We start from the raw sequence: 22614 nt of genomic DNA on the forward strand, positions 1-22614 counted from the left end.
ATTGCGTCGCAGGCATTCTTCACAATACCTCCACACTCTCTGGAGGACTCAATATGCCCACAGTCACTCGCAAATCTGGCCCACACAACCAGGACACATGCCCGCTCGCCCTGAGCTGGATGTTTAAGCTGGTGATCGACTGCGGCGGCCATCGGGACTTCATCAACCACGGTTGTTTCAGTGATGACGATGTAGCTCGCGAGCTCGGCATTTACTGGCTGGTAGACGCTGCCGAGAGTGATGAGGACGACTCCCCTTTCCCAGGTGTTCTGCCTGATAGAGCTAGACGCTCGAACGTCGCTAGAAAATCCAGCTTTCAAGAGCGATCTCTGGCTGCATTGCGTAATGAGCGCAAGCTCTTCGACAAAGCGTTTCCAACGCCAGAGTTACCAGACAACCTTCAGGCGAATCTGGCAAATCTAGGCCGGCTAATAGGCCTGGATGAGATCGAGCAAAAGCTGATCGGGTTCTGCTCGTTGATGAATACAGACACCCTACTGGATGATTGCTGCAATCAGCTGGGCTACATCGGGTTCAATCGCCTCATCAGGGTGCTGAGCACACTGCTGGATATCCCACAGAGTGACCTGCGTGTGCGTCTTTCGGCAGAGGGACGCCTGGTGCAGTCAGGCTTAATTGAAGCAAACCTGCGCAGCGGCGTGCGCAACCACATGTCCGATCTGTTGAGCTTTAACAACAAGGATCTGCTGTTTTCCGTGCGTCACCACCAAGGTAGCGCTATCGGTTTGTTCCAGAGTGCCTTTCGCCCTGCACCCGAAAGCATGCTTGAAGCCAAAGACTTTATTCACCTCGACACCCCGCTCAACATTACCCGCCCCTACCTGCAGCAAGCACTCGACGCGAAAAAAGCCGGGGTTAACATCCTCATCTACGGCCCACCCGGCACCGGCAAGAGCCAGCTCACACGCCTGCTTGCAAACGAGCTACACGCTGAGCTTTACGAGATCGCATGTACCGATCACAGCGGTGATCCGATTGATCGTCGTGGCCGCTTATGCGCACTGCGCTCAGCCATGTGCGTACTCAACCAGCAGAAAACGTTACTGGTGCTCGATGAGATCGAGGACCTGTTCAGTGGCAGCAATGACTTGGCCATGTTTATGGGAGGCCAAGAACGGCAAAAAGGCTGGATTAATCGCATGCTTGAGGAGAATCCAATCCCCTGCTTCTGGCTGACCAACAACATCAGGGCTTTGGATAATGCCTACATCCGGCGTTTCGACCTTGTGCTCAAGTTGGAAAATCCACCTCGGCTTCAACGTGAAGGCATTATCCGCAACGCCAGTGACAACCGTCTGAGCAAGTCGTTAATCGAGAAGCTCGCTGATCACGAACAGCTGATGCCTGCCATCATCACGCGGGCCATAGATGTGGCAAATAGCCCGGTTCAGGACGCATCTGCGACCTTGGACACGACAGTCGAATTTTTGGTAAACGCCACACTGCAAGCCCAAGGGTTTGCGCGCCTAGGGCAAAATCGTTTGCAGGCATTACCTGAGTTCTACAGCCCAGACCTGGCGAATACCAACATGCCTCTCGACGAACTTCTTACCGGGTTGCGCAATCATGGCGAGGCGCGCCTGTGCTTTTACGGCCCACCGGGCACAGGCAAAACAGCCTTTGGTCATTGGTTAGCGATTCAACTCGGTAAGCCGCTTCTGACTCGCCGGGCATCCGATCTCATCTCGCCTTACGTCGGCATGACTGAACAGAACTTCGCCCGAGCATTTGAGCAGGCCGCAGATAGCGATGCTGTCTTGCTCTTGGACGAAGTTGACAGCTTCCTGCAGGACCGTCGAAAGGCCCGCCACAGCTGGGAAGTAAGCGCAGTGAACGAAATGCTGACGCAGATGGAGAGCTACCGCGGACTGTTCATAGCTTCCACGAACCTGATGGAAAACCTCGACGAAGCCTCCCTGCGACGCTTTGATTTGAAAATCAATTTCGACTACCTCGGCGCTGAACAGATCACAAACCTGCTTCGACAGTACCTAAGGCAAATGGGCCTCAAAAAGCCAGACAGCCTCAAGCTTGCCCGACTACTTCGGCAAAGCTGCCTGACCCCAGGTGACTTTGCACTGGTCGCACGACGTGCACGCTTTCAACCATTCACCAATGCCGACCAGGTGGTTGATGCGTTACTGGCCGAAAGCAGCTTGAAAACCGCCACGACCATGAGAGCCATTGGTTTTGCTGAGTGGTAGAACGTTGCCCAAAATCAGATTCAGACGCACAGAAAAATAGATCACCTAGGCGGCACGACAGGAGTTCAAAATGGTTGATGCAACAGCTGGAAAGTCCCAAAGCTATAGCTCAGTTGATTTCGAAAGCGCAGCACAGCGGTTGCTTGGTAAGAGGTATCAAACTTTAAAAGATTTGAACGCCACACCTGCGCAAATCTGCACCGCATTTAGTGAAGAATTTTTCAGTGGGGAGTTGCGCGAGAACGATGAGAATCAAAACGACATTAGCTTGATGCTGGAAGTCTCAACCGACATTTACTTGGGGCCAGGCTACCCGCTCTTCTCGGACTTACAGCCGGAGAATATGCCGCAACCTAAATTGGAACTGGCTGAGTTGCTACGCAGTGATACCCCTCCAGATCGCGATGCTTTCGTGTGGTGCAACCGCCCCAATGTTGATTGAAGCGATTGGGCACATCATGATGCTGGCACGCAGCCGATTTTAGGGATGAACGCCGTGCCATCAGCAACCAGTCGCAGCACACTGACCCGCCAATGGGAACTGCTCAAGCTGCTGCCACCCAAGGGTCCGGGTTTCACAACGCTTGAGTTGAAAAGCCTACTCAGTGACGCAGGGCACCCGACCACCAAGCGCACCATCGAACGTGACCTCGTCGAGCTTTCCAGGCTTTTCCCACTGCAATGCAACAGCAAAGGCATGCCCTACGGGTGGCACTGGATGCCCGGCAAAAGTGCCGAGCTTCCTGGAATCTCACTTAGCGAAGCTCTTACCTTGCGACTGGTGGAAGACAGCATCAGGCCATTGATTCCGGCCTTTATGCTTAAAACACTAGAGCCGCGCTTCAACCTGGCCCGGCAAAAGTTGGAAGCCATGAGCGAAGAAAATCCTTCAGCTCGTTGGCTGGACAAGGTGGCAAGCGTACAGCCAGAACTCTCCCAAACTCCTCCCGAGATCAAAGCCGATCTCTTGGAAATTATTCAGCAAGCATTGATGAACGACACCCAGCTGAGCTGCCGCTACTACTCAGCCCACAAGAATCAGTTCCACAACTTCACACTTAACCCCCTTGGTCTTGTACAGCGAGCACACACCACCTATCTCATTGCCACCGCCGAACCCTTCGACGACATCCGTCAATTCGTTGTTCATCGCTTCGAAGAGGCGCGCCTACTCGCAAGTGCCTGCTGCAAACCCGATGGATTTAATCTGCAGGACTATGTCGATAGCGGCGCTATGCAGTTTGGTACACACGAGAAGATTCAGCTTGAAGCCTGGGTGAGCGAGGGCCTTGCCCGCCTTCTGCAAGAAGCCCCCATTTCACATGACATGTTGCTGGTTGCAGAGGATGACGGCTCAAAACTGACCGCTACGGTGAATGACAGTTGGGAGCTGAAGTGGTGGGTGCTATCTCACGCAGGGTCCATTCAGGTTCATAAGCCACAAGAGCTGCGAGATGAGATAACTCAGCGGTCGCGGGCGGCTCTGGAGCTACACGAGTGCTAGCCTTTTGGCTGACATACCGATGGGGCTGGCTCACGCCCACCCTACCCAACCATGACTAGCTAATAAGTAGGCAGTCAGCGCATTCAACCGCTTAGTGATGATTTCATGTTTGCCGCCCGCCATAGGCCAGTCTGGCCAGACCGATCATCAGCAGCAAAACACTCAGCAGCACCACATGCTCAGTAATTGAAGTCAGCAGGATCATGGCGAACCCCCTCAGGTTGAGTGAATCAACCATAGGCACCTGAAGAGCTGGAGGCGATACGTAAACTTTTCACCCGTAAACATTTAGAGCACATGCCTATCTACGCCGACAGACGCGCCTTGCTGGATCTCAAAATTGCCGGATACTGTACATAAATACAGTTAATGGCAATTTCTCATGAGCAACGCCCTGATCCTTGGCGCACTCCACGCCAGCCGCACACGCCTCCCTTTCTTCGACGCACATATTCCGGCCGGTTTCCCCAGCCCGGCACTGGATCACATGGAGCGCAAGCTGTCCCTGGATGAGCTGCTGGATATCAATGCACCGCACACCTACGTCGTGCTGGTCAGCGGTGACAGCATGACCGGAGCGGGCATCTTCGATGGTGACCACCTGATCGTGAGTCGCGCGCTGGAAGCGAAGCCTGGTGATGTCGTGGTGGCCTGCTTAAACGGTGATGTGTTTGTTAAACGGTTGGGTAAAAGTCACAGGACGTATGTGCTGCAATCCGAGCACCCTGATTACGCGCCGCGCTACGTACTGGATGATGACGAGCTGATGATCTGGGGCGTAGTAAGTCACAGCCTACGGAATCACCGTGCCCATGCCTGAGCAGGTGTTTGCCCTTATCGACTGCAACAGCTTTTACGCAAGCTGCGAGCGGGTATTTCGGCCTGACCTCCAGCGCACCCCCATCGTCGTGCTGAGCAACAACGACGGCTGTGTGATTGCACGCTCCGCCGATGCCAAACCCTTCGTGAAGATGGGTGCTCTGTTCCATAAAATCCGTGGCGAACTCAAGCGTCATGGCATCGTGGCGTTCAGCAGTAACTATGCGCTGTACGGTGACATGAGCGAGCGCGTGATGAGCATCATTGAGGCACGTCTGCCTGCCGTTGAGGTGTACAGCATCGATGAGGCATTTGCCGACCTGGTCGGCATGCCGGAATCACTGGAACATTTTTCCAGAACACTGCAAAGCGAGATCAAACAGAAAACCGGTATACCCGTCGGCATCGGCATTGCCGGCACAAAGACGCTGGCCAAGCTCGCCAACCATGCGGCCAAGCGCTGGCAACGACAAACCGGCGGTGTGGTCGACCTACGTGACCCTATACGCCGCGGCAAACTGCTGAAGGTTATGCCTGTAGAGGAAGTCTGGGGCATTGGCAGACGCATGCAGGTTCACCTCAACGCACTCGGCATCAAAACAGCCTGGGATCTAGCCAGCCACGATGCCTGGGAACTGCGTAAGCACTTCAGCGTGATCATCGAAAAAACCGCACGCGAGCTTCGCGGCACTGCCTGCCTAGAGCTTGAAGAGGCCGCACCAGCAAAGCAAGAAATCTGCTGCAGCCGCTCATTCGGTAAACGCCTGAAAACCATCGAGCCAATCCAGGAAGCTGTCACCGCTTACGCCACCCGTGCGGCTGAAAAACTGCGCCAGCAAGGCTCGCTGTGCCGGCAGATTCGCGTCAGCCTACGCACCGGTATGTTCAACCCGGCTGAGACGAAATATGCCAATGGCCTGCTTTGCCAACTGCCCTACCCGACTGATGACACGCGCCTGATCATTGCCGCTGCCCGAGAAGGTATCAGCCGGCTGTACCGTGATGGCTTTAGCTACGCCAAAGCCCAGGTATTGCTGCTGGATTTGTGCAACCGAAATGAGTACACGCAGGATCTATTTGCACCCGAGCAGCCTGTGAAATCGGAGCGCCTGATGGGTACGCTAGATGCAATCAACAGCCGCTGGGGACGAGGAACTCTAAAACCAGGACGCCTGGCCAAAACAGCGGAGTGGAGCATGCGCAGAGAATTGCTTTCTCCTTCCTATACCACCCGCTGGGCTGAACTGCTCAAAGTAAGTGCCCGGTGAATTCGATATTTAGCAACTGATGCGCAACGCCTTTGTACGAGATCGAACGTAGGTAGCATGTGTTGTTCGAACTTTCGATAAGTCTGCCCCTCGTGCGGGCTTCACTTGGACAGCCTCAGCGCGGCCAAACCGTTTATCACCGTATCGTGCGATAGAGTCCGTCGCTTGATGGCCCATCACATAAGCAATTTCGATCCGCGACAGTCCCGATGCTTTGAGATTTGATCCAAACTGGTGACGCAACGTGTACATGCTCGGCACCTTTCTACCCGGAAAGGTCTCAAGAGCAACGCAATGGAGCGCCATGCGGATCGAGTCCAAACTCTTGGCCTTAGAATGAAAGGACTCCAGAGCATCGCTCACCAGCCTGCAGAAATCCTCACTGGCTTCAAGCACTCGGTCAGCACCACGCAAACCGCCATGGCTGTGTTTCGCGCCAGGAATCACTATGCGATTGCCACTGACGCTGATGCCACTGAGCTCACAAGGGCGCGAGCCAGTCATACTGATCAACAACAGAGCACACGCCTCAACCACCAGCTCCTTCGCTAACAGCCCGTTAACCCAGCGCCCAAGCTCTTCATCAGAAATTCTTTGCCGCCGCGCCTGCTTGCGCTTGCGAGGCAAGCCCAAGACGGTAACCGGATTACGTGTGCAATTGATCTCCTGCGCAATCCAGAAATGCCCCCTGAGTTTCTGATCCAGCGCGAGCGCATTACGCAGTCTTCTGAAGTAGTCAGGCCGATACTCGGGGGCAGCACGCAGCAGCGCACCGATAATGCTGAACTCATCCAGTTCATCCTGCGCAGATACAGGGATTTCTGGAAAGCGTGTCGCGTAGAAATGTGTAGCTAGTGAGCGGTAAGCACTTTGAGTGTCTGTGTTCATGCTGATTCTTCTTTTTATACGTACGAACGAGCTCGCACATAACCAGCATGCTCAATGAGCAAAAGCTATCGCAATACGTCGACCAATTATTTTTATATACGGCAGAAAAAACAAACGTCAAACCGAGCTGCCATGCCAAGGCGGACATAGGTTCGTTGATTGAAGATGAAACAGGTCGAGAATGGTTTGCCAAGTTTAGACGATGACAGTCCTAGTAAGCGGGGTCAGGGCCACAACCCCGACACATCGGCGCGGGGCCGGCAGGACTTGAGTCAGTCGTAGAAAAGCGTGCGAGGTGAGCCCGATTTGAGATAGAAACTTGGTGAGTTGGTCGAGAAAAACCCCTATGGTCTAGTCGAAGAATTATTCCTACAAGCTGCTGAAGCAACCTGTAGGAACAGTTCTTGTTGGGGGCACCGCTCAGAGAGTCAGTCGTCCTCACAGCTGTCCAAAAGTTCTTCTACGGTCTGACGAGTATCGCCGTCCAGCGTCTCCAGCAATCGCTCCTTAACTGCATCACTCATTCGCGTATCGCCGTATCTCAGGCAAGCGAGGACTGCCAGCCTAACGTCTGAGTCCGAGTCGCTGACAAGGGCCAACTGCACATCCTCCTCACTGGGTTGAGCGAGCAAACTAAACAGGTGGATCGCCAGTGCTTGGCGGACTTCGCTGTCATGATCCTTGACCAGAATTCTCTGGGTCTCAGGTGTAAGTTTACGCTGGAAACTGGATACCTCCACCAGCTTCAGCCTCACGCTCACTAGGGCATCCTGAGCCAACAGCGCCTGGGCCGCGTGGGACAAGCTGCAATTTTCGGCCAAGGCCAAGCGCACACTGCTGTAATAGTCGCGGGCCAAACACAACTGAGCCTCTTCGCAAAGAGCTTCCCCGCGCCACGCATCATGCCCCCTAGCTAAAGCCTCACGAACGCTGACCTCCTCATCCTCGGCTAGGAGTAACTGCACCGGAGGTGTCAGATTTGGGTATGCAGCCAAGAGTTCCCGGATGAACTGTTCACTGTCATGCGCAAGAATCTCCTGAGCTTGCCTATGCAAGATAAAAAATTCACGGTTATCACGCTGCAAAAGACAACTGCGTACTGTTTCGTCCGGGTCTTGAGAGAGCTCCACTTGCACACTTTTACCAAGGCGCGCCTTGGCGGCGACGGCGCAACGAACAAACACATCCTTATCCCGGGATAACTCCAGTTCCATAGAGCTATCCATCCACCAATCACGTAGCAACGCAACACGCACATCAGCCTCAGGGGCGCGGAGCAACTGACGCAGAATATCGATATTAGCTGCCTCGTTGGCGGCGAGCCTGGCCCTGACTTTAGGACTTTTGGCTCCGACAAGAGCCTGCTGCACAGAGCACGTCAGTGTGGCGTTTCCGGCCAGCGCCTCTAGCAGGGCCTCAGACTGCTCGCCATCTTTCAACAGCATGGATTGCAGATGACCAGGCAAGTTACCTCGTGCGGCAAGTACCTGTTTTTCCCCGCTCGCGCCCTGTTCCTGCTCAATTGTATTGGTACCAAATACGGCGCTGCCAAAAATGCCCTTATTGCCTTTAACGGCTGTCGTTTTTATTTGGCAAATCAAGCTCATTAAGTCTTCACCGATCCCCCTGTTCCCTGCCAGCGTTTCGCGTACTTCCGCGTTGCCACACTCATACAGGTGCATGTACTGCGCTGAACTCAAGTTACGGTTTACGGCTAAGGCTTTTTGCACTGACTCCACGTTGTGGATCAATTTTTCGGCGACCGCCCCTGCCAGCGCCGGGTTCTGTGCCAACCGAATGAGTACCGCGACATTGATGTCATCGGCGAGCTGGGCTTGCACCGGATCCGTCAGGGCCTGATTGCCAGCTAGCGCCGCGAGTGTTTCCAAACTGCCTCTTTCAAACAGGCGCTGCTGGATTTCAGCACTTAGGGAGGTGTTACCCGCCAGCTGGTACTGAACCTCGGGCAGGTCGCCTGCCAGTTGTTGCTGCACGTCGACCTGAAGACCCGAGGCACGTGCAAGGTATGTGCGGATATCGATATTTGGATCTTTTACTAGGTGTCGTTGTACGCACGGAGGGATCGATTCGCGCCTGACCACTAAGCTTTTGCGGACATCGTCGTGCTCATCGAGCATCAATACCTCAAGGAGGCTTTCGGCTAGATTGGCGTTACGGGCCAACGCCTCTCGTACAGCTGGGTTCGTATCCTTTAGCAGCCGTGCCTGTATCTCGATATTGAGCGCGGGATTACCCGCCAAAGAGCTACGAACGGACTCCGACTCATGCTGACTCAAGCCCGCTTGCAACACAGCGGACCCCAGATGAGGATTACCGGCCAAACTGACCTGTACTGCTTCGACGTCCGTAGTAAGGCACTGAATAGCAGCGTTGGTGAGATTGGGATGTTCGGAAAGAACGCGCCGCACCTTAATGCAAGGATCCCTGGCCAACAGTAATTGCGCGGGAGCCCCTAGGTTGTCGTTGCGCGCCAAGGCCTCACGCACCTCTGGATCGCGCTTGACTAGCGCCAGCTGCACCACGTCAGGAAGGGCTTCGGCCCCCGTCCGCCTGGCTAGGGCCTCAAGCACGTCCAAGTCTTCATCACGAGCGAGCAGAAGTTGCGCAGCTTCGCTCAACCCATTGAAGCGGGCGAGGCGCTCGCGTATTTCGTAGGATGGATCTCGGGCCAGTTGCTCCTGTACCTCGGGATGGAGATTGTCATTACCGATCAATTGTTCTCGCACGGTAACGGTCGTATCCATGGCAAGCTGTTGTTGCTCGACCTTACCCACTGCCTTGTTGGCAGCCAGCGCGCGGCGTACCAACAAATCCTGATCAGCGAGCAAGAGTTGTTGCAAAGACTCGTCTTCAGTTTTTCTCGCCAATTGGCAACGTTGTTCGGCATCAAGCTTGAGGCGCTCGAACTGCGCTGCTATCAGATCATGGGGAGCGTGAGGATGCAGGCAGGCTAAATGAAGCAGCGCAGGGTCGAAGCTAGGCTGGCCCTCTTCGATGTTGATCCGCAATGTCAGCAATTTCTCCGGACAATTGGGGTTGCCGTATGCCGCGATTCGAACCTTGGGGTCTGTATCACCAACCAGCTTCTCCAGAAGGTCATCCGGACAGTCTTCATCTCGCGCGACTGCTTCGCGACGCAACGCATTATGGTTGTCGGCCATCTGAATCATCTGCGCCACACTCAGGCCATCACTGGTCGAAGCCGGTTTGAGCTTGAGTTTCTCGAACAGCTCCTCGTACTTAGCAACTTGGTCGCGAAGGGTTTCCCTTAGTGGCACAGTCAGTTCGATAGCGACTTCGAGATCTTCGAATGTCAGTGGGCGACTTTCCAGAAATGCGGTTTCCCGCGCTTCGTTTATTGCGTTCTGGATATCCGCCCCAGCGTAGTCGCGACACTGGGTAACCAGCTTGCTACGCTGCGAAGGCTCCAGTTCTAGAGCCTCGCCCTTGAGGTGTATGTCGAGAATGGCCCCCCGCTCGGCGGCATTGGGAAAGCCGACATAGAACACCTCGTCGAAACGTCCCTTGCGCAACAGTTCTGGTGGCAGGGCAGTGATGTTGTTGGCAGTGGCAATGACGAAGACGGCGCCTGTCTTCTCCTGCATCCAAGTCAGAAAGTAGCCGAACAGCCGCGACGAGACCTCAGAGCCGCTGCCGCTGTTCATGCCGACAAAGGCTTTTTCCAGCTCGTCGATCCACAGGATGCACGGGCTCACCGACTCGGCCATGCTCAGGGCGCGACGCATGTTATGCTCACTTTCGCCGACGTATTTACCCAGCAGCGAGCCTATGTCCAGACGCAGCAGCGGCAACTGGAACAGACCGGCGGCGGCCTTGGCGGTGAGCGACTTACCGCAGCCGGGCATGCCTGCGATGAGTACACCCTTGGGCGCCTGTACACGTGCTTCACGGGCTTCACTGAGGCGGCGGAAAATATGTGCGCGTCGACTCAGCCAGGTCTTGAGATTTTCCAGGCCGCCAATGTCGGTGGAGTTTTCGCTTACTCGAAGCATTTCCAGCACGCCGCTCTTGGAAATGATCTGCTCTTTCTCATGCTGGATCAGAACCAGGGCGGCATCGCTAATTTGCTCGTGGCGCTGGCGTACCATCGCCAGTGCGGAGCGGATTTCTTCCTGGTTCAGGCCGCTGCACGCTGCGTGCAGTCGCTGGCGCAGGGCCTCAGGCACCAACAGATCGAGTTCCTTGCATACCGCGTCGAGTTGGCTAGTGATTTCCTCTTCCCGGGGCAGTGGCAGAGGCAGCAGAGTAATTTGCGCCTCGATCTGCGATGGAATGTGCAAGGTCTCCGAGACCAGCACCACCGCCGCCTTTCCACGGTGATGGCGCTGGATGCGGTTGAGCAACTGCTTAAGCCGTGCCACTGCAAGCGGCTGATTTTCTAGGGCGCTGCGGGCGTCCTTGATGATGAACAGCTTGTGGTCGAGATCGTCGTCAAGCAGCGACGGCAGGCTTTCGGCCAGATCGATTTTCGGCCCCTGGCTGCCCCGTGGCTGCTTGTTGAAAAAGTCCACCCAACCATAGCCTAGGTTCCACTCCTTGGGATGCAGACACAACTGACTCGCGACATCTTGGAGCATGGTATCGACCCGGGCTTCTTCGCCGGAGTGGATGTATAGCCCGGGGTAGCCGGCGATCAGGTGGGACTTGATCTTGTCCTTAAGGCCGAGCAAGCTCATGGCGGTCACCATACAGAGAAGAGGCTGGAGGCGAGGCTGCGCAGGCCTTTACCCGCCGATTCGATTGCCCGCCCCGCACCCTCGAGCACAACGGCGGCCACCCTGGTGGCCGTCCTGGCGACCGACTTGCCGGCTTCATACACCACTTCCCCGATATGCCCGCCAGCAATGCCACCGGCCACGCCACCGACGAAACCACCAATGGCCATGCCCACCGGGCCGAACACCGTACCGATTGCCGCTCCCAGCGCAGCGCCCTTGGTTGCACCAGCGATGGCCATAATGGTGGTTACCGTGGTGTTGCCGATGGCGTCGATGGCCTCTTCACCGGTCAGCTCGCCCTTGCCGAATTTGTAGAGAACCTTGGCGTTCTGCAGACCGACACAGGCGATATTGGTGATCAGCCCCGCCGGTGTATTACGCAGCGCCGAGCCGAGCCAACCATTTTTCACCGCCACAACCACGGCACCGGAAACCGCCACTTGCGCAGCAGTATTGGTGCCGGCGCGCAGCGAGCTTTCGAAGAAGTCCTTGAGGTCGTCATTTGCGCTGGGGTTTTCCCTACCGTTCAGCCGGTTCCAGAAGCGCCGCGCAAGAATTCGCGTGCCCTGCATGCCCACAGCGATGCACGCGCCGACTACTGCCTGCTTGCCGATCTGGCGGGCGATAGTGGCACGGTTGGTGTCGTTCCAGTCGTATTGGCGCGATTCAGCTTCCTTCTGGGCTTTCTCTTGCAGTTGCCTGGCTTCTTCCTTGGATAGCGGGCGAGATTTCACGCCATCGACTTCGATCACTTCCGCACTGTCGGGCACATCCGCGCCTTGCCCTTCGGGCACCAGCGGTTTCTGCCCTTCGTAGTCACCTCGGTTGAGCAGCTCTTTGGTAGCGTCGGCATCGGTACCGTATTTGGACTGGTACTTACCGACCACATTGCCGTTGCCGTCGAGGATCTCGATATCCACCGAGTTCACTTCCTGGGAGCCCACGACCCTTGCACGGTAAGGGCTTCCCTTGCTGACGGCGTCGATATTGAACGTGTCAACGTGGTGTTGTTCGGCAATCAGGCCGTTGAGGTGCGGGTTGCGATTTATGTCGCCCTTGAGCGTAGTGACAATGTCCCGTGCGTTGTTTGTGGCAGCTGCCAGGGCCTGGTCGATGCCCCCGGCGTACTGCCCTACATGCACCGAACCAGAGAGGGCGGCATTCTTCTCGATCTCGCCGGCCAGCCACGAAGCCTTACTGCCACCCTTGTCCATGTGCGCGTGCAGCAATTCGCGCGACTGGTTGAAGGCCAGGGTCGAAGCTATTACCTGCTGGCTGGTACCCAGCAGCTCTTCTTCGCTGCTCCACAAATGCGGGTACTTGCGAAATTCGTCACTCAGCCACTGGTCCAGCGGTTTTTCACCACGCGCGTTGCAAGAGTCGACAAAGGAGGTGACCACCTCAGTGGTCTTTTCGGCGCTGCTAGGGTCGCCATCAAACAGCTCGGCTTCGAGGTACTCGGCCTGATTCTGAGTGACTTGATCGAAGTCGATACTGTTGTCACTGTCGTAGTCGTCGCCCAAGGTCTTTTCCATTTCAGTCATTGCCAGTCGTCCTGCTGTTAGTGCAAATAGTCGGTTAGCTCGTCGCGCAGTTGCTGCTGCAACCAGGCGGGTTCGAGAATGCGTACATGGGGAATCCAGTAGCGGATGATCGGCAACAGCTGGTTCGGGTGATTAACCCGGCAGCGGAGAAGCAGGCGGCCGTCAGCCTCTCGCTCCATAAGTTGCTGGTGCGGTAGGACATTACGCCGCAGAAAGTAGTAGGCGGTGCTGGCGCTGACCTGGACGGTGACCTCGAGACGGTCTTTGCTGAACCAGATGTCATCGTCGCTCTCGATCTGCGTCTGCGTGGCAGGGTCTGGAAAGAAGGATTCGTCCAGCAGCTGCAAGGCATCAATACGGGCGAAAGCGAAGCTTTTGAGGCGGCCTTCTTCGGTGGCGGCCAGATACCAGATGCCCTTGTTGTGGATCAGCCGGTAGGGCTCGATACGGCGTTGCTTGCCGGTGTAGTTCAGCTGGCACCGGCGCTTTTGCTCGATCGCCCGACTCAATTCTCGAAAGTCGCGGCTGTCCGGACGCTCGGCGGCAAAATGGCCGTCACGCACTAGGAAGCTGGCGGGGCCCGGTTTAAGTAAATCCAGCCAGGAGCGCCGGTCACTGGCCGGGAAAAGCTGCTCGACGCCACTGATACGAGCGAAGGTCTGCAGGTCGGCGGGGGACAGACGGCTGCAATACTGTCGAGCCAACTGGTAGACCCCGTCGGTACCGAGCTCGATCACATCGCCTAGACGGTTGAGGTCTCGGTAGATGGTGCGCTCGCTGACTCCGAAACGCTCGGCCAGTTGCAGCCGCGTAGGACGCTCGCCGCTTTGCAGCAGCCGCAGGGTATCGGCCAGGCGCAAGGCCAAAGTTTCGTGATCGGTGGCCGCCATAGCGGATCCTTTTAGGTGAACTTGGCGGCGACTCTAGCGAGGACGACTGACAGGCTGTGTCAGTGGCACAGACAATAATTCGAGCGCACTGCCAAAATAATGCAGACAGTAACCCGAGCGATGGCTTTGGGCCATATATTGCCGGATTTGCTTTCAGTTAAGATGCCTGGGGACGGCTTGCTCCACCGAGGTCGCAGGGAAGAAAGATGTTGCCGTGATTCGCTGGTTTTCAACGAAACGAGATCTGTTTGGGGTCGCGAACTCATCCGGTCGATAGAACAGGATCGGAGTTCATCTGATTGAGATGAACCTCATACCCTGTACGAGTAGTCCATTCAAATCAGCTTCCAAGGCAGATTCCAAACGGGAGTCTTCTATGGTTCAGATAGGCACTGTTCCGGGGCATTAAATTTCTGCACAAAACGCAAAATAGCTTCAGTGTCTGCTTTGGCCAGAATGGCCCCCAAGATGACATCAAATCACACCTCGGCATCCTCCCGGCCACTCTTACGTTCTCACCGTCAATTATGGGCTAGCCACGAACCACCATTACAGGTGAATGCTCGAAGGCCAAAGAGTGAGCTCTAACGACTCATCGACGCTGGATGCCAGACATAGACTAGCCCATATTCATCTCGCTCAATCAAACTTGCCACAGGAATCCGAGGAACTAACATGTCTGCAAGACCTCGGTCTGCCGTGGCTGCGCGACGCCTCCGATGAATGCCGCCAGCTGGCGCAGCTGATCAAAAAAACTTCGCTAGCACACGTGTGCTAGCGACGCTGCTGACCACCAATTATATCGACGGCCTGCCGCTGTACGATTTCGAGAAGGTGCCCGACCGCAAGGCATCGACACGCTCCAGCAACCCTCGGCGTGCAGGGTGAGACACTGCGATGAAGCTCTTAGCAAGCGCTCAAGGAGCCAGGGGAGTGAAAATTCTGACGGAATAAATTTCACTTTTCAGATTCTGTCCGTCATTTAAATTGTAGCTATTAAATATTCGAGTCTATTTACATGGCCCACCCCCGCGAGTACCACGCGTTTATTTCTTACCGTCACGCCGACAACAAAGCTCAAGGACGACAGTGGGCCAGTTGGCTGCACCATGCCCTGGAAACCTACGAGGTGCCTGCCGAGCTAGTGGGTAAGTTGAATTTGCGTAATGAGCCCATTCCAGAACGCATCTACCCGGTTTTTCGCGACGAGGAAGAGCTACCCGCCTACGCAGATCTTGGCAACTCAATCTCGCAGGCATTGAGTGCATCGCGTTTACTTGTGGTTATTTGTTCACCCAATGCGGTCTCCTCCAGTTATGTGGCCGATGAAATACTGTTTTTTAAAAAGCTGGGCAAGTCGGATCGTATTATCGCCGCCATGATCGCAGGCGAGCCCAATGCCAGTTGGGATACTGCCAAGACCGCAGCCGGGTTTCAGCTAAGTGATGAATGTTTTCCACTGCCCTTGCAGTTTGAAACTGATGCGCAGGGGGATCTGACAGCCTGCCGCGCAGAACCTATTGCCGCTGATTTTCGGATCAATCATAACGGGCTGATGGAAGAGGGTTGGACCACCCCCGCGGCTTATCGACAACACTTACAAACCACCACCAATTGGAGTGCTGCCAAAATTGCGGCTGCCGTTGAGGCATATAATCAGCAATTGCAGCTCATGTTACTGAAAATTATTGCCGCAGTTTTGGCAATTCCACTGGGCGAGTTGACCCAGAGAGACAAATCCCACCAGCTAGCTAAGGAAAAGCAAAAGGCACGTCGCTTGCGGCAGTGGCTGAGCGGCATGGCGGCATTGACCCTGCTGGCAATTACTGCCGGTGGTATCGCTTACCAACAGCGGCAAATCGCACAAGCCAATGAACATTTGGCACTGCAGCAACGTAATCAGGCACTGACAAACGAAAGTCGTTTTCTTACCTTTCAGGCGGATCAGCAACTGGCGCAGGGCCAGGCCGATAAAGCGATGCTGCTGGCGTTAAATGCGCTGCCTGGCACCTATGGTGGAGATCGCCCTCTACATCAACCGGCGCTAGACCTGCTCTATCGCGCCAGCGTAAGTAATCATAAACAGGCGGAGTTTGCCCATCGGGATGAGGTGTTATTTTGGACGGTATCGCAAGATAAGAGTCTACTCTTATCCTTACTAAAAAATGGCAACGCTTTGGTGTGGGATACAAAGCTGCGCAAAGTAGTGCATGAACTTGAACATCCGCAATCGCCCTACCGAGCCTTTATCAGCCCAAACGGTCGCTGGCTGTTAACAGCGGATCACGAACAGCAAGTGTACATTTGGGATCTAGCTAGCGGGACGTTGAAACGTACTCTAACGCTGGGTGAGCATCTATACTCCGCGCAATTCTCACCTGACTCTCGGCAAATTATTTTATTGGGCGATAAAGGAAAACCTTTATTACTTAATACAGAGGCTGACGATCAATTATTTCAATTCCCCCAACCCTACTTAGCAAATATTGGTATTTTTGGCACAGATGGTCGCCAATTGATTACGGTGAGTAATGATGGTCACGCCATCGTTTGGGATGTCATTGATAATAAGAAGTTAAAAGAATATCTACTTACAGAACGTATAGTGGCACTGGAGTTAGACTCGACGAACGAGCTGTTATTAACTCGCTCTCTGGACAATAAAGTGCGTCTTTGGTCCCTAAGCACAGGGCAGCAACAATGGGAATATGAGTTCGACGATATCCCCACTCAGGCGCGCTTTAATGCCAACTCGACTTTGATTTTAGCCAGTTCGGCCGATGGGACAGCCATCATTCTTGACGCAAACACAGGCGAACCAATTGAGCTTCCTCGCACTGAAGCACTACAGTCCCGACACATGTATGACTTGGACGAAATTTGGGATGCACGTTTTGTTGATAACGGCTTTGGCAAACAGCAAGCAGTAGTAACCTACTCTGCAAAAGGCATACAGCTATGGTCAACAGTTAGTGGCCAGTGGTTGGGAGATATTACTACTGGCTTGGAAGAGAATGTGGGTATCGCGTTTGGTAATGACAGTGTTTTTGCTCTGACCGATACACACACGCTTGCGCATTGGGACACCTTTGCGGGCAGCCCGCAATTAGCACATCGGGTACAAGAAACAAACATTGATTGGAGTGAAAGCGTTGTCAGTCCCGACAATCAATGGTTTTTAACTGAAGCAAATAATGACACTAACCTGGCCACACTTTGGCAGCGTGGACAGGCGCAGCCGATAACCAACCTTGGCCATAAAGGTAGCTTTGACTTGGTCACCATTTCCGACAAAGCTGGACTGGTCGCAATAACAAGTGGTGCAGAGGTGCCTGAGGTAGAAATGTTGGATATGCATTCGGGTAAATCCCTGCGCAAATTTGCTATCCCCAAAATCCCTGGCATTGCGTCACTGGCATTTAATCATCAAGGAAACCATCTGCTTATTACTACTTACAAAAATTTCGTCCTGTTGCTTGATGTGCCAACCGGCCAAATTATTCATCGCTTTGAGCACCCCGGCTTGCACCCCGGCTATCCCGCCGCAGCGGTTAGAGCGGCAAGTTTTAGTCGCGATGGGCAGTGGATTGCAACAGCATCGACCGATGGCGTCGTGAACATCTGGTCAAGCGTGACGGGTAAAAAATATCAAACCCTTACGCTGGATCAACGTCGAATCCACTATGTAGCTCTAAAAGGTGAGGGCAAACTGCAACTTGAGGTGGTATACCGTGACGACCATCGGGCTGTGTATTCTTTGGATGGTTCTTTGATATCAGAAACAAATGCGCCTGTTATAGCAAAGGGTGCCCTTACCGCAGACGCCGGACTGCATCAATTGATGGCACAAGTCATCGGCCAGACCCTTCACTACAGTATCAACGGTGCCCAGGGTACAGTGCCCCTGCCGCCATCAGCCGCCTCGGCAAAACTGAAAAAGCTAGTGCTAAGTGAAGATGGCAGCCAGGCAGCATTGCTGATGGATTCTGAAACTGTATTACAACTGAATATAAGCTCAGGAAAATTAACCCCGCTGCAAATGCGCGCGCGGAATATAAAATCTGTAGCGGCAGGAGAACTAGGTCATTCGGTGGCGATCATGACCGGAGATAGCGATCAGCTTGTAGTAAAACCAGTAGATAGCTTCACACAAAACTTTGCTCTTTCTGCTGATGGCTCTTATAACCAGGCAGGATTTAGTGCTGATGCCAAATATGCATTTACGGCCAATATCAATGCTGTGTCTATTTGGCAGCTACCAACCGCAGAACGCTTGGCTCGCTTAACTTTTCCGTCTGACATTACGCAAGTGATGTTTAACCATAAAACTGCTGCTGATGGAGCGGCTCTGGTGGTTGGGACAAATAGCAGCGGAGCCTATGTCTACGCGGCAGGGGGTATAGTTGATAAGCATCCAGTTCAATTGATGGAGGAATCCATTATCAGTGCCATCAGTTTCAGCCCTGACGGTAGTTATTTTGCGCTGGCGGGTCTGGATGGCGAATTAAACATCTATGCAACCCGCACCCTTAAGCACTTGGGACGCATTAAAGAGCAACACTTAATTGAGCAAGTGCAGCTCGAAAATGATGGCAAGCAAGTGTTAGTTGTATCGCACCAATGCCAGGGTCAAAACGAGCAGCGAGAGTGCTCTGCGTCCTACTTATCGCAGTGGAAATTGGGTGCCAATACCCCCAAACAGCGGTTCAAACTTCCTGGGCTAACCAAGCAAGTCGTTTTTTCACCGGATCAAAAGTGGGCTGCAGTGACATATCACCAGCAATCCAATGCGGATGAACCAATAAAAGCCAGTGACTTGATGAATATGCACAAAAGTGCGCGACAGATAGAAATAGATGAGTTGAAATTAATTGATATGACCACCGGGCAAATTCGCCAACGTATTCCGTTTGAAGGAATTGCTCGCTTTCGATTTGACCCAAGCTCAACGCAGCTTCTAGCACCCAGCAATGAAAAGCAGCTGGCACTCTGGTCCCTTGCCACAGGAACGCGGCTGCAAGAATTCGCGCTTAATCATAATTGGTCGGGCACAGCGCAATTTGATCAGACCACCCAACAAATATTTATTGTGGATATGCAGGGTGAAAAAACCTTGTGGCCTATACTCGACCCCTTTAATTTTATTGGACAGTCAATTAGCCGCTTGCCTGCAGGACGGAATTGTTTAACCGAGCTAGAGCGAAATAAATATTTTATGGCTCCGCTAAGTGCTAAGCAACTAGCGGAGAGAGAGTGTAATCAATAAACGCCCCGTTAATAACATTACGGTCGCCTAAAAATTCCATCGTCGGCATGATCTAGGTTTTTAGGGAAAGGTCCACAGCTTCCGGAATGGAGTAGTGAAAATGATTGTAGGTCAAGTACTTTGCACTGAATGCACATTTTTGGTCAATACCATAAATCCAAACAATCGTGATCGTCTTTGTTTAAACTGCGGCAACCGTCTTTGTTATCAAACTACTAGCCACTGCAACTGCGATCACTGTGGCAGTGAAAATACCAAAGAGATGTTTCATTTGACTGGCAAGGAAGATGAAAAATGCCCCAAATGCAATAGCGGTTTCTTGTATTTTAGTATCTAGCCTTTGGTGGAATGTTCAGCAATGCGCATATTATTTTATCACCTCAATAAAAACCCATTCATCTCTAGGCGTTCGTTGCTGATTATTTTTATCTTTTCTTTATTTTCCTGCACCAGTTCCCCACCAAAACAAAAGCCACCACAGCTTTATGACTTAAAGCAAGTTCAAGATAGACAAGCATTAGGCGAATTTCTTGGCGTTGTGTGTGCAGCTGGATGGCCGGATATGAGTTTAGTGAAGCTAGTAACCCCGCCGAGGCAAATGCTGAGTGAAGAAATGACACCTTGCAGCGATAAACAAAAAGCTATGATAGTAAATAACTGGGATAAGTTAATCACTCCTTACGGCTACTTAAGCGCAAAAGATGAAGTTTGGCTATACGAAGCACACAGAATAGTCCAGAAGGATTACTTCGACCATATGAGTAACTGGAAGCGTTTGGATGACCCGCGTGATATCAGTTTTTTACACAGCGCATTTGTCACACACCCCTACCTGACTGCGCGGATGATGGCGTCTGCACGTGGCCCCCATATTGGTGATGCTTGGCATCTGTTATCCACTCATATGGATCGAATTCTATTGGCCTCGAATAACGATGAAGATCGCCGACTGCTGGCCTATGCGATGGCACGTGACGGCCGCGAACACCAGGCACTCGATGTTATTGCCGAACAACTGCAAAAAGGTGACGCGTTAGCCCTTCACGTATTGCCCTATGTAGCACTGGATATGCCAGAGCCAATTGATGACGAGATGGCAGATACCACTGAACCCGAATTGGGCTACCGCGTGGTGCCTATGCTAGAGAGTTATCTTATTCAACAAAACTATCCGCAATCTTTTTGCTTTTGGGCCAAGAAATTAACGTTGGGGCCGCTCAAATACTACACTGAAATGATATTAAATAATTTTGAAGACAGCATTGCCTGCCATCAAAGCCAATATTTACAAGGTACGGACTAGCAAGCTTGTGAAGAACACCATCCTTGTACAGCCAAAATTAACTTGATTCTTAAGAGCGGCTATGCTGAACAAATCGGGTTTCTTCAACGACTCCCTAACGAATTCGGTGCATTTCTCTAAACTGAACTGCGCTAGCGTAGAAAACAAGAGCACTGTAAATAGTTTTACATATAGCCACACTCATTTATTTAAACGATTAAAAATCATGTTACGAGCGAGTCATGATATGGATAAAAATTATTTTACGGCTCCAACAAGTCTTCCGCCCCAACATATCCGAGCAATCTTGTCCGACTTAAGTAATGCTGCATTAGCTTATAAGGCTACGCCTTTAGATTCCTGCGATATTTTTGCGCTATTAAATAAATTACTGTTAGACCATTACTATCAAAACCAATTAAACTCCGACACCAAAATAAACTCTGCGAAACTTATCAATTTGATTAAAAATGATCTCGCTAATACCTGCCATTGGTGGGAGGAAAGCTGGAGATTTCAAGCTAGCTGGCAAACTATTGAAGAGATTTATTTGAAATTTACTAGCTAGGGACTGCATTATGGATCGGTTGAAACTTATCTGGGAGTCACGACTTTCAAGTCATAATAAGCACAAGAATGAAAGTTTTTTAGCTGTTTATGTAAATAGCATTTCGATTGAACAAGAACTGATAACTGCTGCAGAAAGAAACAACGCCACTACTTTGGGCGACATTTTCCTAAGCATGGAATCAGTGAAAGAGTTTGTTATCGAAGACTGGAAAAAAAGCTGCCATCAGAATAGTTTAGTTACGCTTATGGCTTGTGCATGCGGACAGTGGGAGTGCTCGACAATTAAAATAAAAACAAGCCAGCAAGACAATTGGGTGCATTGGCAATTTGCAGTAAACGATGTTTATCAAAAAAACTATGGGCAGTTGCCTGAATTTTGGTTTGATGCAGAGGACTACGCCAAAGCATTGCAAGTACTTGATGAGCTTAATGAAGATTAACTTCAACCACTTCGATATAAATGCTGCCACTTTCAATCCATTTTTCTCCAGTCAATAAAGTCAGGCTCACGACTTTAGGCTCTTCCTCGAAGTCGGCAATAAACGGCATACCATGAGGAAATATCAGGCATAAATTATTTGTTACTGGACCACGCCCAGCAATACTCTCTGCTGTCAAACAAAGTGTGGTAGCAGATAACGCAAACCAGTCTAACGGGCCGGTATCGCCTTCACAGGAGCGCAGGGATTCATCCGCATCATTCAAGCAAGCACGCTGGATCAGGGACGCCACCAGAAACTGCACATTTAACGGCTGCTCATCGGCCTGCTCAATACGCCCAATCGCAGATTCAGAAATATCATAAACCTGATAAACCAAAACACCCGCCCGCACATTGTCTAGTAACTGAATGTTGATAACATCGCGTTCTGGCAGCGTGCAATGAGAAAACAAGGAAAAGGACAAAAAAATCAAAAATAAACGTGAATACATCGGAGGGTCCATTAATAATTAATGCCACTATTAAGCGCTAACTCTGTACATATTTTTGCGCCCATATTTTTAGCCGGGTGATATAGCCATGAAACCGAGCAGGATTCTAATCCATGGCCTTATGTCGACAATACTCATAAAGGAAAAATCTAGCGCAGTGCCCAATTTTTTTTAAAACTGCAAAGGCCAGTTTAGATTCATCACTTATGATACTAACCCCCGAAACATCAGCCTGTCTGAAAGTTAAACACCACTTCAAACGGTTGAAACTAATAATAAATCTCGGCGACCGCGGAATCTGAGTGCAACACCTGACTTTCCAGTAAGGTGTTACCGCTATGACCTACCACGAACTCAGCATTGAAGAGCGCGTTACGATTCAGATCGGCCAGTTGCATGGCTTTGGACCAAGAGCCCTTGGTCGGATGATGAATCGTAGTCCATCCACTGTCAGCCGAGAGCTTCGCCGCAATACGGCTTCTTCTGGAAGGTATGTGGCGCATGAAGCCTAAGTCAAAACCGCTCAGCGCCGTAAGGTTTGTCGGCCGGCGAAGCGATTGCTGCCTGGGAGCGAGCTGTTTGAACTGCTCATTGCCCTGTTGCGACAACGCTTTTCTCCCGAACAAATTGCCGGCAAGCTGCGCAGTCAACAGAAGACTCGCCAG

At 52.4% G+C, this 22614-nt stretch carries 14 protein-coding genes and 1 pseudogene; 10 read left to right on the forward strand and 5 right to left on the reverse strand.

Translation table 11 applies throughout. The annotated features are described in order from the left end of the window. Positions 1 to 119 precede the first annotated feature (119 nt). From ALTER154_RS17225 to umuC, 5 genes are all read left to right on the forward strand, one after another. Positions 120 to 2225 carry an ATP-binding protein gene (locus ALTER154_RS17225; protein WP_160088837.1) on the forward strand — a complete coding sequence of 702 codons (2106 nt, stop codon included), beginning with the start codon at positions 120 to 122 and terminating at the stop codon, positions 2223 to 2225. A gap of 70 nt (positions 2226 to 2295) precedes the next feature. Further along, the gene (locus ALTER154_RS17230) at positions 2296 to 2667 is read left to right on the forward strand and encodes a hypothetical protein (RefSeq protein ID WP_160088839.1); all 372 of its coding nucleotides are present in this window, start codon (positions 2296 to 2298) and stop codon (positions 2665 to 2667) included. 45 nt (positions 2668 to 2712) lie between these two features. Then, positions 2713 to 3729 carry a YafY family protein gene (locus tag ALTER154_RS17235; protein ID WP_160088841.1) on the forward strand — a complete coding sequence of 339 codons (1017 nt, stop codon included), beginning with the start codon at positions 2713 to 2715 and terminating at the stop codon, positions 3727 to 3729. A 382-nt stretch (positions 3730 to 4111) separates the two neighbouring features. Then, on the forward strand, positions 4112 to 4549 hold the full coding sequence (locus ALTER154_RS17240; protein ID WP_160088843.1) for a LexA family transcriptional regulator: 438 nt from the start codon (positions 4112 to 4114) through the stop codon (positions 4547 to 4549). Continuing rightward, entirely contained in the window at positions 4536 to 5816 is a 1281-nt protein-coding gene (gene umuC / locus ALTER154_RS17245; RefSeq protein ID WP_372239932.1) for a translesion error-prone DNA polymerase V subunit UmuC, read from the forward strand. The genes ALTER154_RS17240 and umuC overlap by 14 nt, the downstream gene beginning before the upstream one ends. Positions 5817 to 5825: 9 nt before the next feature. Here umuC and ALTER154_RS17250 read toward each other — a convergent pair whose 3' ends face one another. The 4 genes from ALTER154_RS17250 to ALTER154_RS17265 form a co-directional block, all read right to left on the reverse strand. Then, the gene (locus tag ALTER154_RS17250; RefSeq protein WP_160088845.1) at positions 5826 to 6704 is read right to left on the reverse strand and encodes a site-specific integrase; all 879 of its coding nucleotides are present in this window, start codon (positions 6702 to 6704) and stop codon (positions 5826 to 5828) included. Positions 6705 to 7132: 428 nt separating this feature from the next. Then, positions 7133 to 11422 carry an AAA family ATPase gene (locus ALTER154_RS17255; RefSeq protein WP_160088847.1) on the reverse strand — a complete coding sequence of 1430 codons (4290 nt, stop codon included), beginning with the start codon at positions 11420 to 11422 and terminating at the stop codon, positions 7133 to 7135. A 5-nt stretch (positions 11423 to 11427) separates the two neighbouring features. Continuing rightward, the gene (locus ALTER154_RS17260) at positions 11428 to 13008 is read right to left on the reverse strand and encodes a hypothetical protein (protein WP_160088849.1); all 1581 of its coding nucleotides are present in this window, start codon (positions 13006 to 13008) and stop codon (positions 11428 to 11430) included. 17 nt (positions 13009 to 13025) lie between these two features. Further along, positions 13026 to 13898, reverse strand: coding sequence for a YafY family protein (locus tag ALTER154_RS17265; protein ID WP_160088851.1), 873 nt, complete (start codon positions 13896 to 13898; stop codon positions 13026 to 13028). Between the two features lie 1018 nt (positions 13899 to 14916). On the opposite strand from ALTER154_RS17265, the gene ALTER154_RS17270 reads away from it, so the two are divergent. The 4 genes from ALTER154_RS17270 to ALTER154_RS17285 all read left to right on the forward strand — a co-directional run bounded on the left by ALTER154_RS17270 (position 14917) and on the right by ALTER154_RS17285 (position 21456). Next, a complete protein-coding gene (locus ALTER154_RS17270) occupies positions 14917 to 19164 on the forward strand; it encodes a TIR domain-containing protein (protein ID WP_160088853.1) in 4248 nt (1415 codons plus the stop codon). Positions 19165 to 19522: 358 nt separating this feature from the next. Beyond that, positions 19523 to 20467, forward strand: a complete 945-nt coding sequence (locus ALTER154_RS17275) for a hypothetical protein (protein WP_160088855.1) — start codon at positions 19523 to 19525, stop codon at positions 20465 to 20467. Between the two features lie 226 nt (positions 20468 to 20693). Next, positions 20694 to 21014 carry a hypothetical protein gene (locus ALTER154_RS17280; RefSeq protein ID WP_160088857.1) on the forward strand — a complete coding sequence of 107 codons (321 nt, stop codon included), beginning with the start codon at positions 20694 to 20696 and terminating at the stop codon, positions 21012 to 21014. A gap of 10 nt (positions 21015 to 21024) precedes the next feature. Continuing rightward, positions 21025 to 21456 (forward strand): hypothetical protein, encoded by a 432-nt coding sequence (locus ALTER154_RS17285; RefSeq protein WP_160088859.1) that lies wholly within the window; start codon positions 21025 to 21027, stop codon positions 21454 to 21456. On the opposite strand, the gene ALTER154_RS17290 is transcribed toward ALTER154_RS17285, so the two are convergent. Next, on the reverse strand, positions 21443 to 21949 hold the full coding sequence (locus ALTER154_RS17290) for a hypothetical protein (protein WP_160088861.1): 507 nt from the start codon (positions 21947 to 21949) through the stop codon (positions 21443 to 21445). The two genes, ALTER154_RS17285 and ALTER154_RS17290, sit on opposite strands and share 14 nt — an antisense overlap. A gap of 338 nt (positions 21950 to 22287) precedes the next feature. Between ALTER154_RS17290 and ALTER154_RS21070 the strand changes: the two are divergent. After that, positions 22288 to 22596, forward strand: a pseudogene (locus tag ALTER154_RS21070) (transposase); the annotation flags it as partial. Between the last annotated feature and the right edge of the window lie 18 nt (positions 22597 to 22614).

The organism is Pseudomonas sp. 9AZ (assembly GCF_902506525.1).
GTDB classification, from domain to species: Bacteria; Pseudomonadota; Gammaproteobacteria; order Pseudomonadales; family Pseudomonadaceae; genus Aquipseudomonas; species Aquipseudomonas peli.